Here is a 24,547-nt window from a genome sequence, read left to right as displayed (position 1 = left end):
CGGGCTTTTTGTTGCGGAAGGCTGTCGGCCTTACCTGCTTAGATGTCCAGATTGGCGACCGACAGCGCATTGTCCTGGATGAACTCGCGCCGCGGCTCCACCTCGTCGCCCATCAGCCGTGAGAACAGCGAGTCGGCGTCGGTGGCGTCGTTCACCTTGACCTGCAGCAGCGAGCGCACATTCGGATCGAGCGTGGTTTCCCAGAGCTGCTCGGCGTTCATCTCGCCGAGGCCCTTGTAGCGTTGCATGGTCAGCCCCTTGCGGCCGGCGGCGAACACCGCGTTGAGCAGCGCCAGCGGTCCGGAAAGGATCTCCGAAACGTCCTTGCGGCGCAGCGTCGGCTGCTCGCCATAGACTTCCGTAAGCCGCGGCGCGTAGCGGTCGAGCTGGCGCGCATCGGCTGAATTGATCAGCCCGGCATCGAGCTGGACCGCATCCTTGACGCCGCGCACCGTGCGCTCGAACACATAACCGCCCGAGCCGTCATTGGAGGTCGAAAGATGTCCGGTCCAGCCGCGCTCGGTCTCTTCGGCGATCATGTCGAGCCGCCTGGCGACGTGCTCGGCCATGGGGCTGGCGCGGCCGAGATCGGCAAGCACGTCTGCGTTGAGCGCGCCGGCGATCGCCGCCTGTTCGACGACGTCGCGGTTATAGCGCGTGTGCAGCCCGTTGATCAGGTGCCGCACCGCCAGCGCGTCGTCGACGGCGCTGCGCAGATCCTGCCCGGTGCGCACCTCGCCGGAGCCAAGCGTCAGCGACGTCTCTTCCAGTCCGGAATCGATCAGATATTCCTCATAGGCGCCTTCGTCCTTGAGGTATTGCGAACTTTTGCCCCGCGTCACTTTGTAGAGCGGCGGCTGGGCGATGTAGAGATGGCCGCGCTCGATCAGCTCCGGCATCTGCCGGAAGAAGAAGGTGAGCAGCAGCGTGCGGATGTGGGCGCCGTCGACATCGGCATCCGTCATCAGGATGATCTTGTGGTAGCGCAGCTTGTCGGCATTGAACTCGTCCTTGCCGATCGAGGTGCCGAGCGCGGTGATCAGGGTGCCAATCATGTCGGAGCTCAGCATGCGGTCAAAGCGCGCGCGCTCGACATTCAGAATCTTGCCGCGCAGCGGCAGGATCGCCTGGTTCTGGCGCGAGCGACCGCCCTTGGCCGAGCCGCCGGCTGAGTCGCCCTCGACGATGAAGATCTCGGACTTGGCCGGATCGCGCTCCTGGCAATCGGCAAGCTTGCCGGGAAGCGAGGTGACGCCGAGCGTGCTCTTGCGCGTGATGTCGCGCGCCTTGCGCGCGGCCTCGCGCGCGGCAGCCGCCTGGATCACCTTCTCGACCACCACCTTACCTTCGGTGGGATGCTCTTCCAGCCAGGTGCCGAGCGCCTCGTTGACCAGGCTTTCCACCACCGGCCGGACCTCGGACGAGACCAGCTTGTCCTTGGTCTGCGAGGAGAATTTCGGATCGGGAACCTTGACCGAGAGAACGGCCGTCAGGCCTTCGCGGCAGTCGTCGCCGGTCAGCGACACCTTTTCCTTCTTGGTCTGACCGGAGGACTCGCCATAGCCGGTGATCTGCCTCGTCAGCGCCGCGCGGAAGCCGGCCAGATGCGTGCCGCCGTCGCGCTGCGGGATGTTGTTGGTAAATGCCAGCACATTCTCGTGGTAGCTGTCGTTCCACCACATCGCCACCTCGACAGTGATGCCGTCGCGCTCGGCGCGGATGGCGATCGGCTTGTCGATCAGCGGCTTCTTCACTCGGTCGAGATATTTGACGAACGCCTCGAGGCCGCCGTCATAGTGCAACTCGTGGCGCACGAGGTCGGCATGGCGGGCGTCGGTCAGCACGATGCGCACGCCGGAATTGAGGAAGGCGAGCTCGCGAAGCCGGTGCTCCAGCGTGTTGTAGTCGAACTCGATCATGCTGAAGGTTTCGGCCGACGGGAAGAAGGTGATCTCGCTGCCGCTGCGGCCCTCATAAGTGCCCGGGCGCTTCTCCTGCGCATAGCTGCCGGTCACCTTCAGCGGCGCGTCGGCATTGCCGTGCGTGAAGCTCATCTCGAAGATCTCGCCGTTGCGGCGGATCTTGAGCTTCAGCCATGCCGAGAGCGCATTGACCACCGATACGCCGACGCCGTGCAGGCCACCCGACACCTTGTAGGAATTCTGGTCGAATTTGCCGCCGGCATGCAGCTGCGTCATGATGACTTCAGCCGCCGAAACGCCCTCGCTGGGGTGGATATCGGTCGGAATCCCGCGGCCATTGTCGATCACCGTCACCGAGCCGTCGGGGTTGAGCGTCACCGAGACCAGGTCGGCATGCCCGGCCAGCGCCTCGTCGATGGCGTTGTCCACCACCTCATAGACCATGTGATGCAGGCCCGAGCCGTCGTCGGTGTCGCCGATATACATGCCCGGCCGCTTGCGGACTGCATCCAACCCCTTCAAAACCTTGATGGAATCGGCGCCGTACTCGGCTTCCGCGCCAATGGCGCTTTCGGTCTGGTCGCTCATAAATACCTGTCTGATTGGGTGCTGCCGATCCGGAGCGGGAAAATGGCCCCGAATCGCGCCGTTTTGATGTCCTAGATATAGGCGCAAATGGCCGTTTTTCCAAGGTTTGCAGGCACTTTGCCGGCTTGCCGGCAGGCAGCATGGAGAATGCTTTCGCCGTCTTTGCGGGACGGCCGACTGGCAGGCCGTAAAAACACGACGACGCTTGTAAAAGCCAGCGCGAAGGATCGCCGTCGCATGGACGCCCGCTTTGCCGCGCATTACATTGCCTTCGTAGCGGAGCATGCTCATGGACACCAAGCCCGCCCCCTTCGTACCGCCTGCGCCGAAGCCGCGCACCCAGCCGCCCTCGACGCTGGAGATGATGCGCATCGTCTACCGCAACCCGCTCGAACTGTGGGGCGAGCACACCTACAATGAGCCCTGGATCTCGGTGACCGGCATCGGCGGGCCGCTGGTCATCGCCAACGAGCCCGGCCTCATCCGCCATGTGCTGATCGACAACGCCAAAAACTACAAGATGGCGACGGTGCGCCAGCTGATCCTGCGCCCGATCCTGCGCGACGGCCTGCTCACCGCCGAGGGCGAGGTATGGCGGCGCTCGCGTAAGGCGATGGCGCCGATGTTCACGCCGCGCCACATCTTCGGCTTCGCTCAGCCGATGCTGAAGCGCGCGCTGGAGTTCGTCACCCGCTACGAGGCCGGCGGCACGACCGACGTCGCCCGTGACATGACGATGCTCACCTACGACATCCTCGCCGAGACGCTGTTTTCCGGCGAGATCGCGGGCGAGCAGGGCAGCTTCGCCAAGGAGGTCGACCACCTGTTCGAGACCATGGGCCGCGTCGACCCGCTCGACCTGTTGCGCGCGCCGAAATGGCTGCCGCGCCTCACCCGCCTACGCGGCCGCAAGACCATGGCCTATTTCCGCAACATCGTCGCCGGCACGGTCAAGATGCGCGAGGAGCGGATGAAGCGCGATCCCGACGGCGTGCCGCAGGATTTCCTGACGCTTCTCTTGAAGGCCGAGGGGCCGGACGGACTGACGCGCGCGGAAGTCGAGGACAACATCATCACCTTCATCGGCGCCGGCCACGAGACGACGGCGCGCGCTCTCGGCTGGACGATCTATTGCCTCGCCGAGGCGCCGTGGGAGCGCGACAGGATCGAAAAAGAGATCGACGCGGTGCTGGCCAAGGAGCCCGATCCGACGAAATGGCTGGACGCCATGCCGCTCACCCGCGCCGCTTTCGAGGAGGCGCTCAGGCTCTATCCTCCGGCGCCCTCGATCAACCGCGAGCCGATCGAGCCGGAGACCTGGAACGGTCTCTATATCCCCAAATACGCCGCCGTGCTGGTCATGCCCTGGGTCGTGCACCGCCATCGCAAGCTGTGGGACAGGCCGGATGCCTTCATGCCGGAACGCTTCCATCCGCAAAACCGCGACAGGATCGACCGCTTCCAGTATCTGCCGTTCGGCGCCGGTCCGCGCGTCTGCATCGGCGCCAGCTTTGCCATGCAGGAGGCGATCATCGCGCTGGCGATCCTGCTGTCGCGCTTCCGCTTCGACGTGACGTCCGAAACCCAGCCATGGCCGGTGCAGAAGCTGACCACGCAGCCGCAAGGCGGGCTGCCGATGCAGGTTTCCCGCCGCGTCTGAGGGATTTCTCCCGAGTCAGCGCAATTGCGGGAGGAAAAACTCTGGAATTGCCCTATCTGTCAGCGATTGGCCGGCGCTGCTGGAACTGGCCGGCGGCGCGGAAGCGCCAGAGATAGCTGGGCAGGATGGTCGCGATCGCCTGCGGCTGGATGCCGAGGTCGCCGAGCGTCCGGTTCGCCTTGGCGGCGGCTTCGGAGACGACGTTGTGCTGGCGCAGCTGCAGCACCTGGTCTTTGGTCAGCAGCGGATTGGGCAACAGCTGAAGGATCGAGGCCTGGATGTTGGCAATCCACCACGGCACCGGCACCAGGAAGCGCCGGCGGTCGATCACGGCAAGCATCTCCTCCATGCATTCCTTGAAGGTCAGCACCTGCGGGCCGCCGAGCTCATAGATCTCGCCGCCCTTGACATTGCCGTCGACCGAGCGCGCGATCGCTTCGGCGACGTCACCGACATAGACCGGCTGGAATTTCGTGTGCCCGCCACCGATCAGCGGCAGGACGGGCGAGAGGCGGGCCATGCCGGCGAAGCGGTTGAAGAAAGAGTCTTCCGGTCCGAAATTGATCGACGGCCGGAAGATCACGGCATCTGGGATCGTCTCGAACACCGCTTTCTCGCCGAGCGCCTTGGTGCGTGCGTAGGCGGAAGGCGAGTTCAGTTCGGCGCCGAGCGCCGAGATGTGGGTGAGGCCGGCGCCGACCGACCGCGCGGCCTCGGCGACGGCGCGCGAGCCGAAGTCATGCACTGAGCCGAATTTCTGCCGGCCGGTCTCGTGCAGGATGGCGACCAGGTTGACGACGTGGTCGGCGCCCTGCACGGCGCGGTCGATCGACCAGCGCACGCGCACATTGGCTTGCACCGGCTGGATCTGGCCGACATTGCCGAGCGGCTGCACATGGCCGGCAAGGTCGGGCCGCCGGCAGGCGACCCGGATGCGGTAGCCGCGCTTGGCGAGCGCCCGCACGACATGACGGCCGACAAAACCGGACCCGCCGAAGACGACGACGAGCTTGGGGGTCTGCAGGATTTCGGTCATGGCTGGCTCCGGCGCTTCCCGATGGTGCTTGACTAGAGGCGTTCATAGTCGGTTTCGCGCCAAAGGCAAAGGGTCAGGGCCAATCACGACCTCGCAATTTCGGGCGGAAACCGCAGCGCATTTTTCTGGAATTGCTTGAAACAGAAAACCCCGCCGAAGCGGGGTTTTCCGGACAGCGCCCGCGCTGAAACAGGGCCTGCGAGGCGGCCTGACCTGAGACGGCATCAAGGCGGCGTGAAGCAAGCACGCCCGCCCCCGACCCTGGACGCCCGGCGCGGCGCCGCCAACCGCAAGCCGCGACCCAAGCCACCCTTTGCGGCTTGCGATGTGAGGTGCCGGTGATGGGTCGCTGCAGGGCGAAAAAAGGTTCAACAGGACGCGCACGCAAATGCACGCCTCGTTGCTGAGTGCTGCTTTGGTCAGGCCGAATAGCGCTCGGCGAATTCCGAAATGCGCTGCACGACTGCCTTCGGAACATCGACGCCGCGCGCCGTTGCCTTTTCCGCGGCCTCGGCCCGGGCGCGGCCGGGGATGTGCACGCCGTAGCGTCGCCGCAGCCGGTCGAGCTGGTCGCGCATGCGCTGCTCGAAATCCGGGTCGAGCAGCTTGGGCTCGACGGCAAGCACGAAGAGCCCGGTTCCCGGGCTGTCCGGCCCGCCGCTGAACCAGGGCGCGTCGAGCGACCAGTTGGCGCCGGACATGCCTGCCGCCAGCACCTCCACCATAAGGGCGATGTTGGCGCCGCGCTGGCCGCCGAAGGCGAGCATCGCACCCTTCATCGCCGCCGCCGGATCGGTGGTCGGATTGCCGCTGGCGTCCAGTGCCCAGCCTTCCGGGATTCTCTTGCCGTCCTCGGCCGCCTTGCGGATGTTGACAAAAGCGGTAGCGCTCGACGACTGGTCGATGACCAGCGGCGGCCCGTTGGCGGCGGGTGCCGCAAAGGACATCGGATTGGTGCAGTAGACCGGCTTGATCGAGCCTGAGCCCGCGAGCACCGCCGGCCCGTTGGTGGCGGCGAAGGAGACCAGGCCCTGTGCGGCCAGCCGCCCGGTGAAATAGCCGAGCGCGCCGCAGGTATAGGCATTCTTCTGCGAGAAGATGGCGACGCCGAACAGCCTTGCCGCCTTGGCGAGATCATCGATGGTGCGGTCGAAGCCGGTATGGGCAAGGCCGCCACGTGCGTCCGACAGATAGACGGCAAGCGCCGGCCTGGTGACGACCGGATCGGCATTGCCGTCGATCCGCCCCGCCTCGATCGCCTCGAGATAATCGATGAAATGCGCCAGCCCGACCGCAGTCAGGCCTTCCGCTTCGGCCGCGATGATCGAGGCGGTGAGCGACTGCGCGGCCTCCTCGTTGGCGCCGGCGCCGAGCGCCGCCATCCGGCATAGGCCTCTTGCCTGGTCGAGGGTGAGTTGCATTTTTTGCCTCTAAGCGAATAGCGAATAGGGAATAGCGAGTAGGGGGAAATCCAGCGACCCGCTCGCTATTCGCTATTCGCTACTCTCTATTCGCTTCTATCCGATCTTGACCGGAATCCGCGCCTCGATCCGGCTGAAGATCAAGACGAGGATGCCGGTGATGGCCATATAGATCAAGGCGAGCAGCAGCAAGGGTTCGTATGTCAGGTAGGTGTCCTGCCGCACCTTGGAGGAAACGGCGAAGATATCGATGACGCTGATCGTCGCCACCAGCGGCGTCGACTTCAGCTGCAGCACGGTTTCGCCCGTCAGTGTCGGCAGCGCCCGGAAGAAGGCCTGGGGCAGCCAGATGCGGCGGAAGATCTTCAAGCGGCTCATGCCGAAGGCGCGGGCGGCCTCGAGCTGACCTCTCGGCACCCCGGCGAAAGCGCCGCGCATCACCTCGCCTTCATAGCCGGCGAAGGACAAGGTCAGCGCCAGCACGCCATAGGGCCACGCCTGCCTCAGATAGGGCCACATCCAGGATGCGCGGATCCATGGGTATTGAGGGAACAGCGAACCCAGCCCGTAATAGAGCAGCCAAAGCTGCAACAGCAGCGGCGTTCCGCGGATGATGGTGCAGAACACCTTGGCCGGCACCGCGAACCAGAACGGCCCGCCGGCCTGCGCCAGGCCGAGCGGCACGGCCAGCAGGAAGCCCAGTGCGCAGGTGACGACGAGGATCCACAGCGCCCGCCAGATGCCGAGCAGCCCCATCTCCCAATATTGCGGCAGCCAGTCCCAGCGCATGAAGAAGGCGGCGCAGAACACCAGCGCCAAGGCTACCAGGATCAGCAAGATGCGGTGCGGCTTGAGCCAGAGCGAGGCGCGCGCCGCCAAGTTGATTGCGGTCGCTTCGGCCGACATCAGCGTGCCTCCTTGACGGAAGGCATGCCGCGCCGCGACCAGGCTTCGACGCGACCGATGATCAGGTTGGAGAAGAGCGTCAGCCCCAGATAGAGCGCGCCGGCAGCAACGAAAAAGAGCAGATAGGCCTTGGTTACGCCTGCCGCCTGGCGCGTCGCCAGCGTCAGCTCGAAGAAACCGACGACGGCAAGCAGCGCGGTGTCCTTGGTGGCGATCAGCCAGAGATTGGCAAGTCCCGGAATGGCGAAAGGCAGCATCGCCGGCACCGTTATGCGCCTCAGCATCAGCAGCGGCGGCATGCCATAGGCGCGGGCCGCTTCAATTTGACCTTGCGGGATGGACAGAATGGCGCCGCGGATGACCTCCGTCGAATAGGCGCCCTGGACCACGCCGAGCACGAAGATGCCGGCCGCCAGCCCGCTGATGTCGACGCGCTGGTAGCCCATCGCCGTCAGCAACTGGTTGATGAGGTCGGTGCCGGCATAATAGAGCAAAAGGATCAGCACCAACTCCGGCACGGCGCGCACCACCGTGGTGTAGACGGCCAGCAGATCGCGCGTCACGGGCCCGCCATAAAGCTTGCCAAAGGCGCCGCCGGTGCCGATCAAAAGGCCAAGGCAGGTGGCGCCGATGGCGATCTCGATCGAATGCAGCAGTCCGACCAGCAAGGTGCCGCCCCAACCTGGCGGCACGGGCGACAGGAGTTCGATGATGCCGGCCGCCGAGGCCGGAAGAAAGGCGTCGATCAGTTTCGCCCCCGAATTGCTGGCAACCGCTGACGACAGCGTTCAGCGGCAGGCACGCGTGGCAAGGTTTGGGCTAGGGGCATGGCGCTGGCCATGCCCCTAGCTCATTCGGAGAGGTTAGTTCGACTGCGGCGCGCCGCCGTAGATGTCGAAATCGAAGTACTTCTTCGAGATCTCGTCATACTTGCCGCTGGCGCGGATCGCCTTGATGCCGGCGTTGATCTTTTCCTTGAGCGCGGTGTCTTCCTTGCGCACGCCGGCGCCGACGCCCGGTCCGAGCACCTCGTCGTCCGGCGCCACCATGCCCTTCAGGTCGCAGCAGGCCTTGCCCTGGTCGGTCTTCAGGAATTCGCCGAGCGCGATGGAATCGGCCTGCACCGCATCGAGACGGCCGGCCGCAAGATCGTTGTTGGCTTCGTCCTGGGTCTGGTATTCCTTGATCTCCTGCGCCCCGGTGAAGTGCTTCTTGGCATAGACGGCGTGCACGGTCGAAACCTGGACGCCGATAGTCTTGCCCTTGAGGTCGTCCGGCGTGGCGCCGAACTTCTGGTCCTTCGGCCCGATGATTGCCGTCGGCGTGTTGTAGTACTTGTCCGAGAAGTCGATCGTCTTCTTGCGCTCGTCGGTGATCGACATCGAGGAGACGATGAGGTCGATCTTCTTAGTGGTCAGCGCCGGGATGATGCCGTCCCAGGCGACCGGCGTGATGACGCAGTCGAGCTTCTCCTCGGCGCAGACCGCATCGATGAAGTCGATCTCCCAGCCGACCCATTTGCCGCTGGCATCAGGCGAGGTGAAGGGCGGATAAGGTTCGGCGGCGACGCCGATCTTGACCTGATCGGCCTTGGCCACGCCCATCGCGGCGACGCCGAACAGCAGTGCTGCGGCAAAGGTCTTGAGAACAGTCTTCATGTCAGGACTCCCAGTTTGTTGTTGTTCCCGGTTTTTCGCCCCGCTTGACGCCGGCCCTAGCCGACGTTGCGGAGGAATTGCTTGAGCCTTTCGGATTTGGGCGCGCCGAACAGCTGTTCCGGCGGTCCCTCTTCCTCGACCAGCCCGTTGTAGAGGTAGACGACATGCGTCGCGACCTCGCGGGCGAACTTCATTTCATGCGTCACCAGCACCATGGTGCGCCCCTCGCGCGCCAGGTCGCCGATCACTTTCAGCACCTCGCCGACCAGCTCCGGATCGAGCGCCGAGGTCGGCTCGTCGAACAGCATGACGCGCGGATTGATCGCCAGCGCCCTGGCGATCGCTGCGCGCTGCTGCTGGCCGCCCGAGAGGAAGGCCGGATAGACGTCGCGTTTTTCGGCGAGCCCGACGCGGGCAAGCAGCTTTTCCGCCTGGGCGATCGCCTCGTCGCGCTTGACGCCGAGCACATGCACCGGAACCTCGATGACGTTCTCGATCAGCGTCATGTGGCTCCATAGGTTGAAGTTCTGGAACACCATGCCGAGTCTCGAGCGGATGCGCTCGATCTGCTTGCGGTCGGCCGGAACCGTATGGCCGTGGCTGTCGGCCTTCAGCTTGATCTCCTCGCCGTTGACGCGGATGATGCCGCTGGTCGGGTTTTCCAGGCAGTTGATGCAGCGCAGCAGCGTCGACTTGCCGGAACCGGAGCCGCCGATGATGGCGATCACCTCGCCGTCGCGCGCCGACAGCGAAACGCCCTTCAGCACATGCAGTTGGCCGAACTTCTTGTGCAGGTTCTCGACATGGATGGCTTCGGCGGCGCCGCTCTGCGCCGCGCCGGATGGGACTGCGGCGGTTCCTACCGCGCTCACCGGGTGACCTCTATATGGTCGAAGGCAGTTCGTCGAACGTCTATCCGGCAAATCAACATACGCTGTACTGCCCCGGTCCAGATTTCAGCATGGACCCGACAGCGCGAGCCCGTCAATCCCGCTCATTACGGCACTTGCGGCCTTGTTGCGCAAGTGTATAAATAGCCTTTCATGAAATTTTTTCGATTTTTTTCAGCTTAAAAGGGCATCGATGAGCGCTTTCGGATCACAGTCCATGGCGGCGCCGCTGCGGCGCGTGCTGATGCGGTCGGCGGCCAACGCCATGCGCGACGCCGACGGAGTTGCCTGGCATTATGGTCCGGGGTTCAACCCGGCGAAAGCAGCGTCGCAGCATGCGCTCCTTGCTGAACTGGTGGCGGCTTCCGGCGCCGAAATCGAATGGATCGAGGACAAGGCCGACGGCCTTTCGGATTCGGTGTTCACGCACGACCCATCGCTGATGACCGACCATGGCGCGCTGATCCTGTCCATGGGCAAGCCATTGCGCGCCAGGGAGCCCTCGCTGCACGAGGAAACCTACAGAAGACTGGGCATTCCGATCCTCGGCCGCGTCGAGGCTCCTGGCCAGGTCGAAGGCGGTGATTGTGTATGGGTGGATGCCCGCACGCTGGCGATCGGGCGCGGTGTCCGCTCCAACCAGCAAGGCATCCAGCAGGTTTCCAACCTGCTGACGCCGCTGGGCATTTCCGTCTACGGCTTTGATCTGCCGCTGTGGCAGGGCGAAGAGGCGTGCCTGCATCTGATGTCGGTGATCAGCCCGCTCGCCGACGACCTCGCACTGGTCTATCCACCGCTTTTGCCGGCTCCCTTCTATCAGATGCTGAAGGCGCGAGGCATCCGGCTGGTCGAAGGCGACGCCGAAGAGTTCGCCGCTTCCAACGGCCTCAGCCTGAATGTGCTGCCGACCAGCCCGCTCAAGGTCATTGCAGTTGCAGGCTTTCCCAAAACCAAAGTCGCGATGGAAGCCGCCGGCTGCACGGTTGAGATATTCGAGGCGGACGCGCTCTGCATCGCCTGTGAAGGCGGGCCGACATGCCTGACGCGGCCGATTCTGCGCCAATGACTTCGCCATCCCGCCGCAAATTCCGTCGCGAAGGCGAGGAGCGGCGGCGGCAGGATCTGATCGAAGCGACACTCGACTGCGTGGCAGAATACGGCTTGCAGGGCGCCACCTTGCGCACCATCGCGTTGCGTGCCGGCGTTACCGCCGGACTGATCCGGCACTATTTCCCCGGCAAGGAAGAATTGTTGCAGGAAGCCTATACAGCGCTGATGGGCCGCATGACCGAGCAGGCGAAAGCAGCATTGGTCGTGGAAGACGCCTCGCCGCGCCAACGCCTTGCGGCTTTCGTCACCGCCAACCTCAACGCGCCGATCATCGACGCGCGGGTGTTTTCGCTCTGGGCAACCTTCATCGGCCGCGCTGGTGCGGATCCGACGCTCGCCCGTGCCCATCGCGAAGGCTACCTTGGCTTTCGCAACGAGGTGGAAGCGGTTGTGGCCGAAGTGCTCGCCGCCGAACAGCGCGAGCCGGACGCGAGCCAGTTGCGCCACCATGCCATCGCGATCAATGCGATCATCGACGGGCTCTGGATCGAAGGCTGCCTGGCCAGCGAGATGTTCTCGCCCGGCGAATTGGCGGCGATTGGCATCAAGGCTGTCGAAGCAGAGCTTGGGCTCGTGCCGGAAAGGGGAGAAGAGCAATGACAACCGTCGGCGAAGCGCTCATCAGCTTGCTCGAGGCGCATGGCGTCGACACCGTCTTCGGCATTCCCGGCGTGCACACGGTCGAGCTCTATCGCGGGCTGGCGCGCTCGACGATCCGCCACGTCACGCCGCGCCACGAGCAGGGCGCCGGCTTCATGGCCGACGGCTACGCGCGCGCCGGGGGCCGGCCGGGCGTTGCTTTCGTCATCACCGGGCCTGGGCTGACCAACACCATCACCGCCATGGGCCAGGCGCGCGCCGATTCGGTGCCGATGCTGGTTATCTCCGGCGTCAACGCCACCGACACGCTCGGCAGGGGCCTTGGCTTCCTGCACGAGCTGCCCGACCAGCGCGGCATGATGGAGAAGGTGGCGCTGTTCTCTGAGCGCGTCACCGAAGCCGGGGAACTGCCCAGCGCGCTCGCCCGCGCCTTCGCCGTTTTCTCCTCGTCACGTCCGGGTCCGGTCCATATTGAGATCCCGACCAACGTCATGGTGAAGCCCGCCGACGGGCTCGCGCCGGTGCTCAGCAATGCCGCGCCGCCAGCTCCGGCGGCAACGGCGATCGGCGACGCTGCGAGGCTGATCAAGGCGGCTCGCCGGCCGCTGATCCTCGCGGGCGGCGGAGCCAAGAAGGCCGATGCGGCGCTCACGCGCTTCGCCGAAACGTTGGGCGCGCCGGTGGTCGAGACCGCCAATGCCCGCGGCCTGTTGCATGCCCATCCGCTCTGCGTGCCGGCAAGCCCCAGCCTGAAGGCGGTGCGCGCGCTGATGGCTGACGCCGATCTGGTGATTGCCGCCGGCACCGAATTCGGCCCGACCGACTATGACGGCTATGGCGACGGCGGCTTCGTGCTGCCGCAGAACCTCATCCGCATCGATATCGGCGCCGACCAGCTCGCCCGCCGGCCGGTGACGGTTGGGATCCAGGCCGACTGCGCCGATGCGCTTCGTGCGCTGCTGGCTGAGCTAGGCCCCGCTCATGTCGCCGCGAAGGACGGCGAGGCCCGCGCGGCGGCGGGACGAGAGGCAGCGCTGGCAGAGTTGAGGCCGGACTATCTGGCGCAGCTGCGCGCGGTGGAGGCGATCCGCGACGCGTTGCCCGGCGCGATCATCGTCGGCGATTCGACGCAGCCCATCTATGCCGCCAACCTCTATTACGACCATGATCGTCCAGCCGGCTGGTTCAACGCCGCGACCGGCTTCGGCGCGCTTGGCTACGGCCCGCCGGCGGCGATCGGCGCCGCCCTTGCCGTGCCCGATGCTCCGGTCGTGTGTCTCGCCGGCGACGGCGGCTTCCAGTTCACCTTACCGGAACTGGGCGCGGCGCTCGACGCCAAGGCGCCCGTGATCTTCGTCGTCTGGAACAATCGCGGCTATCGCGAGATCGAGAGCTCGATGCTCGATGTCGGCGTCGAGCCAGTCGGCGTGTCGCCGGCGCCGCCGGATTTCTGCAGGCTCGCCGAAGCCTATGGCATCGGGGCCGAGCGGCTGGCCGGGGTCGGCGGCCTGGCCGAGGCGCTGAAGCGTGCGCGAGCGGCCGGCAAGCCGCGGGTGGTCGAGATCACGGTCGACTGAAGCATTGGCGGGCGCGAGCAATTTGCCGGCTCAAGATTGCAACGCGGCTCTGCATATTGTGAATCCGATCCGATCCGGACGCGATGGCGCGATCTTTCCGCCGGCCCGACGCATGCAAAGACGGGACGCCAGCCATGTCGATATTTCAATTGAGTGACAGGCCGAAAGGCGCGACGTTCGATGCTGGGGCGGCATAACCATAAGAATACGACAGGAGCAGTCGAAATATGACGGAAACGCTTAACGGCAGGCATGTCGTGGTGACGGGCGGCACTGGGGCGCTCGGCGGCGCGGTTGTCGGCAGGTTGCTGGAGCAGGGCGCGATCTGCCATGTGCCTAATGCCCATGCCGCGGCTCCGCCGCATTTTCCCTACGCGGCGCATGCCAGCGTCCACCTGGCGCATAATGTCGATCTCTCGGACTCCGCCAAGGTCGAAGCCTTTTACTATCAGGTCCCGGAGCTCTGGGCTTCGATCCACCTTGCCGGTGGCTTCACCATGGCACCGGTTGAGAAGATCGAGTCGGCATCCTTTGCCGAGATGATGGACACCAATGCCCGCACCGCCTTCCTCTGCAGTCGGGCCGCGGTGCGCTCGATGCTGGCGTCGGGCACGGCGGGCCGCATCGTCAACGTCACCGCGCGCGCCGGCGTTGATCCGCGCCGTGGTTCTGGCATGGTCGCCTATGCCGCCAGCAAGGCGGCCGTCGCCGCGATGACGCAGGCGATGGCCGAGGAACTGAAGCACAAGGGCATCCTGGTCAATGCGGTCGCGCCTTCGACGCTCGACACGCCCGCCAACCGCGCCGACATGCCCGACGCCGATTTCACCAAATGGGTCAGCCTCGAGGCCGCTGCGGAGGCGATCGCCTATCTTGCCTCGCCCGCCAACCAGGCGATGAGCGGCACGCTGGTGCCGCTCTACGGCCGGGCCTGAGACGCCAACTGGTCAGACAAACAAAAACCCCGCCGGAGCGATCCGGCGGGGTTTTTGTTTGGTCCTGGCGAAAGAGCTTAGTTGCCCTGCTTCTTCAGCGCCGCGCCCAGGATGTCGCCGAGCGACGCACCGGAGTCGGTCGAGCCGTACTGGGCGACCGCTTCCTTCTCCTCGGCGATTTCCAGCGCCTTGATCGAGACCTGCAGCTTGCGGGTCTTCTTGTCGAAGGCGATGACGCGGGCGTCGACCTTCTGACCGACGGTGAAGCGCTCTGGGCGCTGCTCGTCGCGGTCGCGGGAAAGGTCGGAGCGCTTGATGAAGGTCTCGAGGCCGCTGTCGACCAGCCGCACCTCCAGGCCGCCATCCTTCACCGCGATGACCTCGCAGGTGACGACGGCGTTCTTGCGCAGTTCACCGCTGCTCGCCGCCTCGCCGACGGTGTCGCGGGCCAGCTGCTTGATGCCCAGCGAGATGCGCTCCTTCTCGATGTCGACGTCGAGCACCTGCGCCTTGACCATGTCGCCGCGATTGTACTCTTCGATGACCTGCTCGCCCGGACGGGTCCAGTCGAGGTCGGAGAGGTGCACCATGCCGTCCACGTCGCCTTCCAGGCCGATGAACAGGCCGAACTCGGTCTTGTTCTTGACCTCGCCCTCGACCTGGCTGCCGACCGGATGGTTGCGCGCGAAGGCTTCCCACGGGTTCTCAAGCGTCTGCTTGAGGCCGAGCGAGATGCGGCGCTTGGCCGGATCGACCTCGAGCACCACCACGTCGACTTCCTGCGTCGTCGACAGGATCTTGCCGGGGTGCACGTTCTTCTTCGTCCACGACATTTCCGAAACGTGGATGAGGCCCTCGATGCCCGGCTCCAGCTCGACGAACGCGCCGTAGTCGGTGATGTTGGTGACGGTGCCCTTGATCTTCTTGCCGATCGGGAACTTGGTGCCGATATCCGACCACGGATCGCTCTCGAGCTGCTTCATGCCGAGCGAGATGCGATGGGTTTCCTGGTTGATGCGGATGATCTGAACCTTGACCGTCTGGCCGATGTTGAGGATCTCGGTCGGATGGTTGACGCGGCGCCACGCCATGTCGGTGACATGCAGCAGGCCGTCGATGCCGCCGAGGTCGACGAACGCACCGTAGTCGGTGATGTTCTTGACCACGCCTTCGACCACCTGGCCTTCCTCGAGGTTCTGCACGATCTCCGAACGCTGTTCGGCGCGGCTCTCCTCGAGTACCGTGCGGCGCGACACCACGATGTTGCCGCGGCGGCGATCCATCTTGAGGATCTCGAAGGGCTGCGGGTTGTGCATCAGCGGGGAGACATCGCGGATCGGACGGATGTCGACCTGGCTGCGCGGCAGGAACGCCACGGCGCCGTCGAGGTCGACGGTGAAGCCGCCCTTGACCTGGTTGAAAATGACGCCTTCGACGCGCTCGCCCTTGCTGAACTTCTCTTCGAGGCGCACCCAGCTCTCCTCGCGGCGAGCCTTCTCTCGCGACAGCATGGCCTCGCCAAGCGCGTTCTCGATGCGCTCGACATAGACCTCGACGGTGTCGCCGACCTTGAGGGAGGAGTCCTTGCCCTTGGCGCCGAATTCCTTCAGCGGCACGCGGCCTTCGACCTTCAGGCCGACATCGATGATGGCCATGTCCTTCTCGATCGCGGTGATCGTGCCCCGGACAACCTGGCCCTCGCCGGAATGGCCGGCGGTGAATGATTCTTCGAGCATGCTCGCGAAATCATCGCGAGTGGGATTTGCAGCTGACATTGTTTCTCCTGGAATGCTCAGCAATCATAGCGGAGCGGGCGCCGTGGGTTAGCGTTGCGTGAGCCTGCCGGCGTTCCGGGCTGAAGAGCCCTGGGCCGCTTAAAGCGGCAAGTCCGGCGCATGAAGAATGCTGGCAGGCTGGTTCGTCCCGATATGGGTACTTTCTTCGCCTCCGGCAACGGAAATACGAGGAAAACCCGGATCAGGCCTTGTTTCTCTTGGCCAGGACGTCGTCAACGATCGCCATGGCCGCAAGAAACGCGGCCTCTATAGCCATTTCGCTGGTATCAAGCAAGTGCGCGTCGGCGGCGGGCTTGAGCGGCGAGTCGGCTCTTCCCATGTCGCGCTCGTCTCGGCGCTCTATGTCGGCGAGGATGGTGGCGAAATCGGCGCTGCCGCCCATGCTCTCGATCTCGGCCAGCCGGCGCTGCGCCCGCACCGCAGCACTTGCCGTGACATAGAGCTTGATGTCGGCATCGGGGCACACGACGGTGCCGATGTCGCGGCCGTCGAGCACCGCGCCCGGCGGCGCCTTGGCGAACTCGCGCTGCTTTTCGACCAGGATGCGTCGGACAGTGGGAATGACGGCGACCTTCGAGGCGGCCTCGCCAACCGCATGCGCCGAAAGCACCGTGCGGTCGAGGTTGGTAAGGTCCACCTGCCGCGCCGCGGTTTCGGCCGCCGAGACATTGTCGAGCGGCAGGCCGAGCTCAAGCAGCTTGTGGGCCACCGCGCGATAGGTGAGGCCTGTGTCGAGCAGGTTCAGCCGGTAATGATCGGCCAGCCGACGGGCCAGCGTCCCCTTGCCGGCGCCGGCGGGTCCGTCGATGGCGATGGTGAAGGGGCAAGTCATGGGCGGGCCATCGCGTCATTGGCGTGGCGACAAACCCTCACGCCTTCGTCATCCCAGGGCGGAGCGAAGTGGAGACCCTGGGATCCATGCCGTAACATCAGCCCAAGAACGCCACGGACCAGAATTCTGCACCGTTGCGGCGCTTCGAAGTCACGGCATGGATCCTGGGGTCTGCGCCGCGTCGCTTTGCTCCTTGCTTCGCCCCAGGATGACGACGGGAAGGACGTCGGATGCCAATCTCGAAGCTTTGCGGTTGCCATCACTCTACTCGATCTCCGCGCCCAGCCCCTTCATCAATCCCATGAATTCCGGAAAACTCGTCGCGATCATGTTGGCGTCGTCGATGGTCACCGGCTTCTCCGTCGCCAGCCCCATGACCAGAAAACTCATGGCGATGCGGTGGTCGAGATGGGTCTTCACCGCCGTATCCGGCCCGTTGGGGTGAGCACCCAGACCTTTTCCGCCGGGCTTGCCGCGCACGGTGAGCGAAGCTTCGCCCTCGGTGCAGTCGACGCCGTTGAGCTTCAGGCCATTGGCCACCGCCGCCAGCCGGTCGGACTCCTTGACCCGCAGCTCTTCGAGCCCCTGCATCAGTGTCTCGCCTTCGGCGAAGCTCGCGGCGACGGCCAGCACGGGATATTCGTCGATCATCGACGGCGCCCGATCCGGCGGCACCACGACGCCCTTGAGGTTGGAGGAGCGCACGCGCAGGTCCGCGACATCCTCGCCGCCGGCATTGCGCGGATTGAGGATGTCGATGCGGCCGCCCATTTCCTGCAATGTGAGAAGCAGGCCGGTGCGGGTCGGGTTCATCAGCACGTTTTCGATCGTAATGTCCGAACCCGGCACGATGAGCGCAGCAACCAGCGGGAAGCCGGCCGAGGACGGGTCGCCCGGCACGGCGATCGTCTGCCCGGTGAGCTTGCCCTGGCCCTCTATGAAGATATGACGCACGCCGCGCTCGTCGGTCTCGACCGAAAGGTTCGCGCCAAAGCCTTTCAGCATCTTTTCGGTATGGTCGCGCGTCATCACCGGCTCGATCACGGTGGTGATGCCCGGCGTGTTGAGGCCGGCGAGCAGCACCGCCGATTTCACCTGGGCGGAGGCCATCGGCACGCGATAGGTGATGGGTGCGGCGTGCTTGGGGCCGCGCAGCGTGATCGGCATGCGGTCGCCGGGCGCCGCCTTCAGCACCTGCACGCCCATCTGGCGCAGCGGCTCCAGCACACGGCCCATCGGCCGGCCGGAAAGCGAGGCGTCGCCGATGAAGGTCGTCTCCATGTCGTAGGTGCCGACCAGGCCCATGGTGAGCCGCGAGCCTGTGCCGGCATTGCCGAAATCGAGCGGACCTTCAGGCTCGAGCAGCGCGCCGTTGCCGGTGCCGCGGATCACCCATTCGGCGCCCTTCTTTTCGATATGCGCGCCCATCGCCTTCATGGCCGCGCCCGTGCGCATCACGTCCTCGCCTTCGAGCAGGCCGGTGATGCGCGTCTCGCCGGAGGCCAGCCCGCCGAACATGAAGGAGCGGTGCGAGATCGACTTGTCGCCCGGCACCCGCGCCGCGCCGGCAAGAGCGGGAGATTTGCGGGCCGTGGCCGGCTTCGGGGCGGCAGCGTGAGACATATTGTCTTTTCCAAGTAAGGTGCCGGCGGGCCGGCTCAATTCGTCATGTTGCGGCGGTCTCCTATCACGCTGCGCCGCGATGGTCATCCCCTCGCGCGGGGCTTTGAAAATCGGGTTTTCAGAGGGTGGCTTTTGGCTTTGACAACGCCGTAAGCTGCGGTTAAGGGGACCATTCTTTTTTTGACGAGGCTTGCCGTGGCAAAACCTGAACTTGGCACAAAGCGTATCGACCCCGAAACGGGTCGAAAATTCTACGACCTCAACAAGGACCCGATCGTCTCGCCCTATACCGGCAAGAGCTATCCGCGTTCCTATTTCGAGGAAGGCAAGATTTCCGCGCTCGAGGAAGACGAGGACGTCGCCGAAAAGGAACTGGACGCCGAGGACGAAGAGGGCGCCGAGGTCGTCTCGCTGGAAGATGCGGACGACGAGGCCAAGGGCGGCGACGATCTGCCCGATCTCGGCGACGATGAGGATGTCGATCTCGGTGACGATGACGACGACACCTTCCTTGCCGATGAGGAGGAAGAGGACGACGACGTCTCCGACATGATCGGCGTCGGCGACGACGAGGACGAGGTCTGATCTGATCGTTTGCCGGCCATTTTGGCCTGTGACGAAAAAGCGGCTTTTCAAGGCTTGATCTTGACCGAAGGCGGCGCTAGAAGCCGCCAGCACTAAACAACGGCGCGGTTCCCAGTCGCGCCGGATCTCTTCGCCGGAAACGGCGCCGGCCGACTGCCGGGAGTGGGGCCATAGCTCAGTTGGGAGAGCGCTTGAATGGCATTCAAGAGGTCGTCGGTTCGATTCCGATTGGCTCCACCAAACAGTCTTTCTCTCATGCTCGGTTTCGTGGCATTGGCGCTCGTGGCTTGCGAATCAGCGTCCCAGGCGCCGCCGCCTCCTCCACCGCAACCTGCCCCGGCTGCTGTCGCGGCGCCCGTCTCTCCGGATTTGGCGGTGTTGGACCAAACCGTGGCGATCACGCCTCCCGGCAAGAGTGTCCCCGCCAGATATGCCGCGTTTTCAGGAATTTGGGCCGGACGGCTGGATGGCATGTATGAAGGCAAGCTGGCCGTGCTGACGGTTTCTCCGGGCGGGCAGGTGACGGTCAGCTACGCATGGGGCGATGTGGCCGACAACAAGCCGGGCGTGGCCGACGGCGCCGGCCGGATCGTCGGGAACACATTGAAGCTCGGGCGTCTTCCGAATGGCGCGGACGCCACCTTTACGATGCAGCCCGACGGAACATTGTCCGCCACCTATGCGCTTGCCGGCCAGACCTATAGGGGGCCGTTCGCCAGGCAATAGCGGCGGGCAGTCGCGTCGCCTTCTGCCGTGTCGGCTGGTCTCGAATCGGCTATGCCTTTCCCATGCAGGAAACGTCCCTCTATGCCCCGGTGAAGCGGTTTCTCGAGAGCCTCGATTTCACCGTCAAGGGTGAAGTCGGCGGCTGCGACATCGTCGGGCTGCGCGATGGCGAGCCGCCCGTGGTGGTCATCTGCGAGCTGAAGCTGCAATTCAATCTTGAGCTCGTCCTGCAGGGCGTCGATCGCGCGGCGGCCTGCGACGAGGTCTGGCTCGCCGCCCGGATGTCGGCGCGCGGCAAGGGCCGCGAGCATGACCGCCGCTTCCGCGCGCTCTGCCGCCGCCTCGGCTTCGGTCTGCTGGCGGTCGATGGAAAGGGCAGGGTCGAGTTGCTGCTCAGCCCCGCCGCCGTGCCGCCGCGGCGCGACCCGAGGCGCCGCTCGCGTTTGGTCGAGGAACATCACCGCCGCAAGGGCGATCCGTCCATCGGCGGCAGCACGCGAAAAAAACCGATCATGACCGCCTACCGGCAGGAGGCTCTCGCCTGCGCCGCCGCCATGACCGACGGCCCGAAACGGCCGCGCGATTTGAAAACCCTTTCGCCGCGCGCGGCCAGCATCCTGCTGCACAACTATTATGGCTGGTTCGCCCGGGCCGAGCGCGGCATCTACGCGCTGACCGAAATCGGCCACATCGCTGTCCAATCACATGCAGTGATCGAGGGTTCGCTCTAGCGAACCGCTGCGCAAGGAATGGCGCTAGAGCAATTCCAGGGAAAGTGCGTAGCGGTTTTCCGCTCGGCGTTTCCGTGAAACGCTCTAGAACCGCTCCCTATAGTCGCGCGGGTTGGTGCCGAGGGCGCGCACGAAGCCGCGTCGCATCGTCTCTTCCGAGCCGAAGCCGCAGCGGCGGGCCGTCTGGTTGACGGCTAGCCCCTGCTCCAGCATCCGTCGCGCCGCCTCGATCCGGATCTCTTCGACCGCGCGGGCGGGTGTGCGGCCGGTTGCCTGCCGATAATGGCGCGAAAAGCTGCGCGGGCTCATGTTGGCGCGTTCGGCCAGTCTCGTCAGCGAAAGGTCGCTGCCCAGATTGTCCAGAATCCAGCCATGCAGCTTGTCGAAGCGCTCGTCGCCATCCTGCAGCTTGAGGGTCTGGCTGAACTGCGCCTGGCCGCCGGGGCGTTTCAGGAAGACGACCAATTCGCGCGCCACCGCGAGCGCCATGCGCCGGCCAAGGTCGGCCTCGACGAAGGAAAGCGCCAGGTCGATGCCTGCCGTCACGCCGGCGGACGTCCACACATTGCCGTCGCGAATGAAGATCGGGTCGGGTTCGAGCCGGACCGCCGGAAATCGCCGGGCGAACTCCGCGCAGCGCCCCCAATGGGTGACCGCGCGGCGGCCATCGAGCAGGCCTGCCTCGGCTAGCAGCATGGCGCCGCTGCAGACGGAGGCTGTTCGCGTGGCATCGCGCGAGCGGCCGATGATCCACTGGACGAGCTCGGCATCGTCGCAGGCGGCGTTGACGCCCCAGCCGCCGGGCACGATCACAGTGTCGATCTCGAGCCCGTGCGCAGGCAGCGCTGCTGCCTCCAGCACGAGGCCGGACGACGTTCTTATCCGTGGCGAGGCGGCGACGACGACGATTTCATAGGCGGCCGCTTCGCCGGCCTGCGTCCTGAAGTCGTTGGCGCTGGCGAAAACCTGAAGCGGTCCGCTGACGTCGAGGAGCTGGACGTCGGGATAAGCGAGGATTTCGATACGGCGCATCGGTTTGGCCTGAAACGAGGGATGATTGGCGATCGTGCCAAAGCATGATGCCATAGATTACCCGCAGTCAACCTGTGGAGATTTCGATGACCCTTCGTTTCGGCATTCTCGTATTCCCCAACGTCCAGCAGCTCGATCTCACCGGCCCTTACGAAGTCCTGGCAACCGCCAAGGGCGCCGAGGTGGAATTGATTTGGAAGGATCGCAATCCGGTGTCGTCGTCGACGCGTCTTTCCCTTACGCCGACGGCGACCTTCGACGACTGCCCGCCTCTCGACGTTCTGTGCATTCCAGGCGGAGGCGGCGTCAACGCGCTGTTGGAGGACCGGGCGGTCGTCGATTTCGTCTGGGAGCGCGCGGCGCAGGCGCGCTACATCACCTCGGTGTGCAGCGGGGCCCTGGTGCTCGGCGCGGCCGGGCTGCTCAAGGGCAAGCGGGCAACCACGCATTGGTATGCGCATGATTTCCTTGAAGAGTTCGGCGCAATCCCTGTCGATGCGCGTATCGTCGAGGACGGCAAGCTGATCACCGCCGGTGGTGTCACCTCAGGCATCGATTTCGGTCTGGCGCTGGTCGCAAGGCTCCTCGGACAGGCCGAAGCGGAGACCGTGCAACTCTCGCTCGAATATGCGCCGGCGCCTCCCTTCCGATCCGGCACGCCCGCCGAGGCTTCGCCGGCTGTCCTGGCGGAGGCAAAAGAGCGGCTCTCGGCCTCGAGGCGGGTTCGCGAGGAAATGTTCGCTCGCTGGCGCGAGGCTCGCGCGGCCGCCACGCCGGCGCGCATCTGCGCCTGAAAGCTTGAGCAATTCCAGGAAAAGTGTGAGCGGTTTTCCGTCCGGAATTGCTTAAACAAAGAGATGGCCGAATGGCGCATATCCACGCCGTTCGGCCTAGCCGCGTTTCGACTGTTGACACGCATCTCGCTCTGTGCAGAAATTGGTTGGACCATTGAACCACTTTAGGCTCCGCCGGCGTGACAGACAGCCTCCCGCCCATTCAGACGACCGCCCGCGATGACGCGGTGCTGAAGGCGTTGGCGGGCTTTGTGAGGCAGGAGGCTCTCGGCCCCGGTGAAAAACTGCCGACGGAGCGCATCCTTGCCGAACGCCTCAAGGTCAGCCGCAACACGGTGCGCGAGGCGCTGACGCGCTGGGAGGGCCTGGGTCTTGTTGAGCGGCGTCAGGGCAGCGGCACGTATCTCAAGGCCGCCGTCTCGCCCGACATGCTGCATATGCCGCTGACGCTCGCCGGCGGCAACGACTTCGCCGGCCTGATGCGCACGCTGGAGATCCGCCGTGCGCTGGAGGCCGAGGCGGCCGCCCTTTGCGCCGTCCGCGCCGGCAAGGCCGAGATCGCCGAGATCGAGCGCAAGCTCGACATCATGGAGGAAGCCTTCCACGCCCGCGCCGGCATGTCCTCGGAAGAGGACTGGGAGTTCCACCAGTCGATCTACCGCGCCTCCGGCAATCCGCTGTTCGAGCAGATCATCAGCGCCATGCATGAGCTGTTCCACCGCTTCTGGGAACATCCGCTGGGCGTGCGCGATTTCGGCCATGCTAGCTTTCCGTACCACCGCACCATCTTCGACTGCATCGCCGCGCACGACCCGGAGGGAGCCCGCGCCGAGGCGCTGAAGCTCATCGCCACCGTCGAGGACGACCTGAAGCGCGGTGCCGCCAACCTCAAGCTTTCGGACCGCAGATGAACGAACACCCGACCGCCTTCGATCCGGCCTCTTTGGCCAGCGACTATCTGGGCGAGGCGGCCACGCTTCTCGCGCATGACGATCCTTTCCCCGGCGGTGCGGTGGTGCCGCCGATCTATCAGACCTCGCTATTCACCTTCGATAGCTATGCCGACATGGCCGACACCTTTGCCGGCCGTCGCCGCCAGCCGATCTATTCGCGCGGTGACAATCCGACGGTGATGGAGTTCGAGGCGCGCGTCGCGGCGCTGGAAGGCGCCGAAGCTGCGCGCGGCTTCTCCAGTGGCATGGCCGCGATCAGCGCCACGGTGCTTGCCTTCGTCGGCGCCGGCGAGCGCATCGTCACGGTGCGCAATTGCTATGGCGATGCGTACCGGCTGTTCGAGCGCCTGTTCCCGCGCCTGCAAATCAAGGTCGACTATGTCGACGGCTCCGATCCCGATGCGGTTGCTGCGGCCCTTCCCGGCGCCAAGCTGCTTTATCTCGAAAGCCCGACCTCGATGATGTTCGAATTGCAGGACATCGCGCACCTCACGCGGCTGGCGAAGGAACAAGGCATCGTCACCACCATCGACAATTCCTGGGCCACGCCTGTCTTCCAGAAGCCGATCTCGCATGGCGTCGATCTGGTGCTGCATTCGGCCTCGAAATATCTCGGCGGCCACAGCGACACCGTCGCCGGCGTGGTGGCGGGCTCGGCCGCGTATATCAAGCACATCAACGAGCAGACCTATTCCTCGCTCGGCGGCAAGCTCTCGCCTTTCGAAGGCTGGCTCCTGCTGCGCGGCCTGCGCACGCTGCCGCTCAGATTGCCGCATCACATGAAGAGCGGGCTTACCCTTGCCGAGCGGCTGAAGGCGCATGGCAAGGTCGAGCGGGTCAACCACCCCGCCTATTCCAATCATCCCGGCAAGAAGACGCTTGCCGGCTATGCCGGGCTGTTCTCCTTCGAGGTCACCGAGGATGTCGACATTCCGGCTTTCGTCGATGCGCTGAAGCTCTTCCACATCGGTGTCAGCTGGGGCGGCCACGAAAGCCTGGTCGTGCCGGCGAAGGCTTCGCTCGAGCAGACGCCGGGCCTCAATTCGATGGCGCGCTTCGGCGTCAGCCCCCGAACCATCCGCTTCAATGTCGGATTGGAGAACGTCGAGGATCTCTGGGCCGACATCGCCCAGGCCTTCGACAAGTCAAAAAAATAACGAGTGTTCAAAATG

General features: G+C 65.0%; 22 protein-coding genes and 1 tRNA gene. 12 read left to right on the top strand and 11 right to left on the bottom strand.

The genetic code is table 11. The features are described from left to right. Positions 1–38 precede the first annotated feature (38 nt). On the bottom strand, positions 39–2,510 hold the full coding sequence (gene gyrB / locus RFN28_RS08045; RefSeq protein ID WP_320286841.1) for a DNA topoisomerase (ATP-hydrolyzing) subunit B: 2,472 nt from the start codon (positions 2,508–2,510) through the stop codon (positions 39–41). A gap of 289 nt (positions 2,511–2,799) precedes the next feature. Here gyrB and RFN28_RS08040 point away from each other — a divergent pair, with 289 nt between their 5' ends. Continuing rightward, positions 2,800–4,170, top strand: a complete 1,371-nt coding sequence (locus RFN28_RS08040; protein WP_320286840.1) for a cytochrome P450 — start codon at positions 2,800–2,802, stop codon at positions 4,168–4,170. A 52-nt stretch (positions 4,171–4,222) separates the two neighbouring features. Here RFN28_RS08040 and RFN28_RS08035 read toward each other — a convergent pair whose 3' ends face one another. The 6 genes from RFN28_RS08035 to RFN28_RS08010 all read right to left on the bottom strand — a co-directional run bounded on the left by RFN28_RS08035 (position 4,223) and on the right by RFN28_RS08010 (position 10,063). Further along, entirely contained in the window at positions 4,223–5,206 is a 984-nt protein-coding gene (locus tag RFN28_RS08035) for a complex I NDUFA9 subunit family protein (RefSeq protein WP_320286839.1), read from the bottom strand. A 419-nt stretch (positions 5,207–5,625) separates the two neighbouring features. After that, positions 5,626–6,627 carry an Ldh family oxidoreductase gene (locus RFN28_RS08030; protein ID WP_320286838.1) on the bottom strand — a complete coding sequence of 334 codons (1,002 nt, stop codon included), beginning with the start codon at positions 6,625–6,627 and terminating at the stop codon, positions 5,626–5,628. Between the two features lie 96 nt (positions 6,628–6,723). After that, positions 6,724–7,533 carry an ABC transporter permease gene (locus tag RFN28_RS08025; protein ID WP_320286837.1) on the bottom strand — a complete coding sequence of 270 codons (810 nt, stop codon included), beginning with the start codon at positions 7,531–7,533 and terminating at the stop codon, positions 6,724–6,726. Continuing rightward, positions 7,533–8,198, bottom strand: coding sequence for an ABC transporter permease (locus RFN28_RS08020; protein WP_320286977.1), 666 nt, complete (start codon positions 8,196–8,198; stop codon positions 7,533–7,535). The genes RFN28_RS08025 and RFN28_RS08020 overlap by 1 nt, the downstream gene beginning before the upstream one ends. 198 nt (positions 8,199–8,396) lie before the next feature. Further along, a complete protein-coding gene (locus RFN28_RS08015) occupies positions 8,397–9,191 on the bottom strand; it encodes a transporter substrate-binding domain-containing protein (protein WP_320286836.1) in 795 nt (264 codons plus the stop codon). A gap of 56 nt (positions 9,192–9,247) precedes the next feature. Then, positions 9,248–10,063 carry an ABC transporter ATP-binding protein gene (locus RFN28_RS08010; protein WP_320286835.1) on the bottom strand — a complete coding sequence of 272 codons (816 nt, stop codon included), beginning with the start codon at positions 10,061–10,063 and terminating at the stop codon, positions 9,248–9,250. Between the two features lie 211 nt (positions 10,064–10,274). On the opposite strand from RFN28_RS08010, the gene RFN28_RS08005 reads away from it, so the two are divergent. From RFN28_RS08005 to RFN28_RS07990, 4 genes are all read left to right on the top strand, one after another. Then, the gene (locus RFN28_RS08005) at positions 10,275–11,147 is read left to right on the top strand and encodes a dimethylarginine dimethylaminohydrolase family protein (protein ID WP_320286834.1); all 873 of its coding nucleotides are present in this window, start codon (positions 10,275–10,277) and stop codon (positions 11,145–11,147) included. Then, positions 11,144–11,791, top strand: coding sequence for a TetR family transcriptional regulator C-terminal domain-containing protein (locus tag RFN28_RS08000; RefSeq protein WP_320286833.1), 648 nt, complete (start codon positions 11,144–11,146; stop codon positions 11,789–11,791). Before RFN28_RS08005 ends, RFN28_RS08000 begins: the two co-directional genes overlap by 4 nt. After that, positions 11,788–13,368, top strand: coding sequence for a 5-guanidino-2-oxopentanoate decarboxylase (locus tag RFN28_RS07995; protein ID WP_320286832.1), 1,581 nt, complete (start codon positions 11,788–11,790; stop codon positions 13,366–13,368). The genes RFN28_RS08000 and RFN28_RS07995 overlap by 4 nt, the downstream gene beginning before the upstream one ends. 227 nt (positions 13,369–13,595) lie before the next feature. Continuing rightward, the gene (locus tag RFN28_RS07990; protein ID WP_320286831.1) at positions 13,596–14,303 is read left to right on the top strand and encodes an SDR family NAD(P)-dependent oxidoreductase; all 708 of its coding nucleotides are present in this window, start codon (positions 13,596–13,598) and stop codon (positions 14,301–14,303) included. A 77-nt stretch (positions 14,304–14,380) separates the two neighbouring features. On the opposite strand, the gene rpsA is transcribed toward RFN28_RS07990, so the two are convergent. The 3 genes from rpsA to aroA form a co-directional block, all read right to left on the bottom strand. Beyond that, entirely contained in the window at positions 14,381–16,078 is a 1,698-nt protein-coding gene (gene rpsA / locus RFN28_RS07985; protein ID WP_320286830.1) for a 30S ribosomal protein S1, read from the bottom strand. 202 nt (positions 16,079–16,280) lie between these two features. Further along, positions 16,281–16,931, bottom strand: coding sequence for a (d)CMP kinase (gene cmk / locus RFN28_RS07980; protein WP_320286829.1), 651 nt, complete (start codon positions 16,929–16,931; stop codon positions 16,281–16,283). A gap of 264 nt (positions 16,932–17,195) precedes the next feature. Beyond that, the gene (gene aroA, locus RFN28_RS07975; protein ID WP_320286828.1) at positions 17,196–18,554 is read right to left on the bottom strand and encodes a 3-phosphoshikimate 1-carboxyvinyltransferase; all 1,359 of its coding nucleotides are present in this window, start codon (positions 18,552–18,554) and stop codon (positions 17,196–17,198) included. A gap of 195 nt (positions 18,555–18,749) precedes the next feature. Between aroA and RFN28_RS07970 the strand changes: the two genes are divergently transcribed. The 4 genes from RFN28_RS07970 (at position 18,750) to RFN28_RS07955 (ending at position 20,596) form a co-directional block, all read left to right on the top strand. After that, on the top strand, positions 18,750–19,139 hold the full coding sequence (locus tag RFN28_RS07970) for a TIGR02300 family protein (protein ID WP_320286827.1): 390 nt from the start codon (positions 18,750–18,752) through the stop codon (positions 19,137–19,139). 164 nt (positions 19,140–19,303) lie between these two features. Then, positions 19,304–19,379, top strand: a tRNA-Ala gene (locus RFN28_RS07965). Between the two features lie 135 nt (positions 19,380–19,514). After that, complete coding sequence (locus tag RFN28_RS07960; RefSeq protein WP_320286826.1) at positions 19,515–19,865, top strand: hypothetical protein; 351 nt, start codon at positions 19,515–19,517, stop codon at positions 19,863–19,865. Positions 19,866–19,927: 62 nt separating this feature from the next. Beyond that, positions 19,928–20,596, top strand: coding sequence for a DUF2161 domain-containing phosphodiesterase (locus RFN28_RS07955; protein ID WP_320286825.1), 669 nt, complete (start codon positions 19,928–19,930; stop codon positions 20,594–20,596). A gap of 84 nt (positions 20,597–20,680) precedes the next feature. Here RFN28_RS07955 and RFN28_RS07950 read toward each other — a convergent pair whose 3' ends face one another. Next, positions 20,681–21,628, bottom strand: a complete 948-nt coding sequence (locus tag RFN28_RS07950; protein ID WP_320286824.1) for a GlxA family transcriptional regulator — start codon at positions 21,626–21,628, stop codon at positions 20,681–20,683. An 86-nt stretch (positions 21,629–21,714) separates the two neighbouring features. Here RFN28_RS07950 and RFN28_RS07945 point away from each other — a divergent pair, with 86 nt between their 5' ends. The 3 genes from RFN28_RS07945 to RFN28_RS07935 all read left to right on the top strand — a co-directional run bounded on the left by RFN28_RS07945 (position 21,715) and on the right by RFN28_RS07935 (position 24,532). Beyond that, positions 21,715–22,422: a DJ-1/PfpI family protein gene (locus tag RFN28_RS07945; protein WP_320286823.1), complete on the top strand. Its 708-nt coding sequence runs from the start codon at positions 21,715–21,717 to the stop codon at positions 22,420–22,422. 179 nt (positions 22,423–22,601) lie between these two features. Beyond that, complete coding sequence (locus RFN28_RS07940; RefSeq protein WP_320286822.1) at positions 22,602–23,333, top strand: FadR/GntR family transcriptional regulator; 732 nt, start codon at positions 22,602–22,604, stop codon at positions 23,331–23,333. Continuing rightward, on the top strand, positions 23,330–24,532 hold the full coding sequence (locus RFN28_RS07935) for a PLP-dependent transferase (protein WP_320286821.1): 1,203 nt from the start codon (positions 23,330–23,332) through the stop codon (positions 24,530–24,532). Before RFN28_RS07940 ends, RFN28_RS07935 begins: the two co-directional genes overlap by 4 nt. Positions 24,533–24,547 lie beyond the last annotated feature (15 nt).

Source organism: Mesorhizobium album (assembly GCF_033977205.1).
Taxonomy (GTDB): domain Bacteria; phylum Pseudomonadota; class Alphaproteobacteria; order Rhizobiales; family Rhizobiaceae; genus Mesorhizobium; species Mesorhizobium album.
The sequence above is the reverse complement of the archived record's forward strand: the minus strand, read 5'-3'. Positions and strand labels throughout refer to the sequence as shown.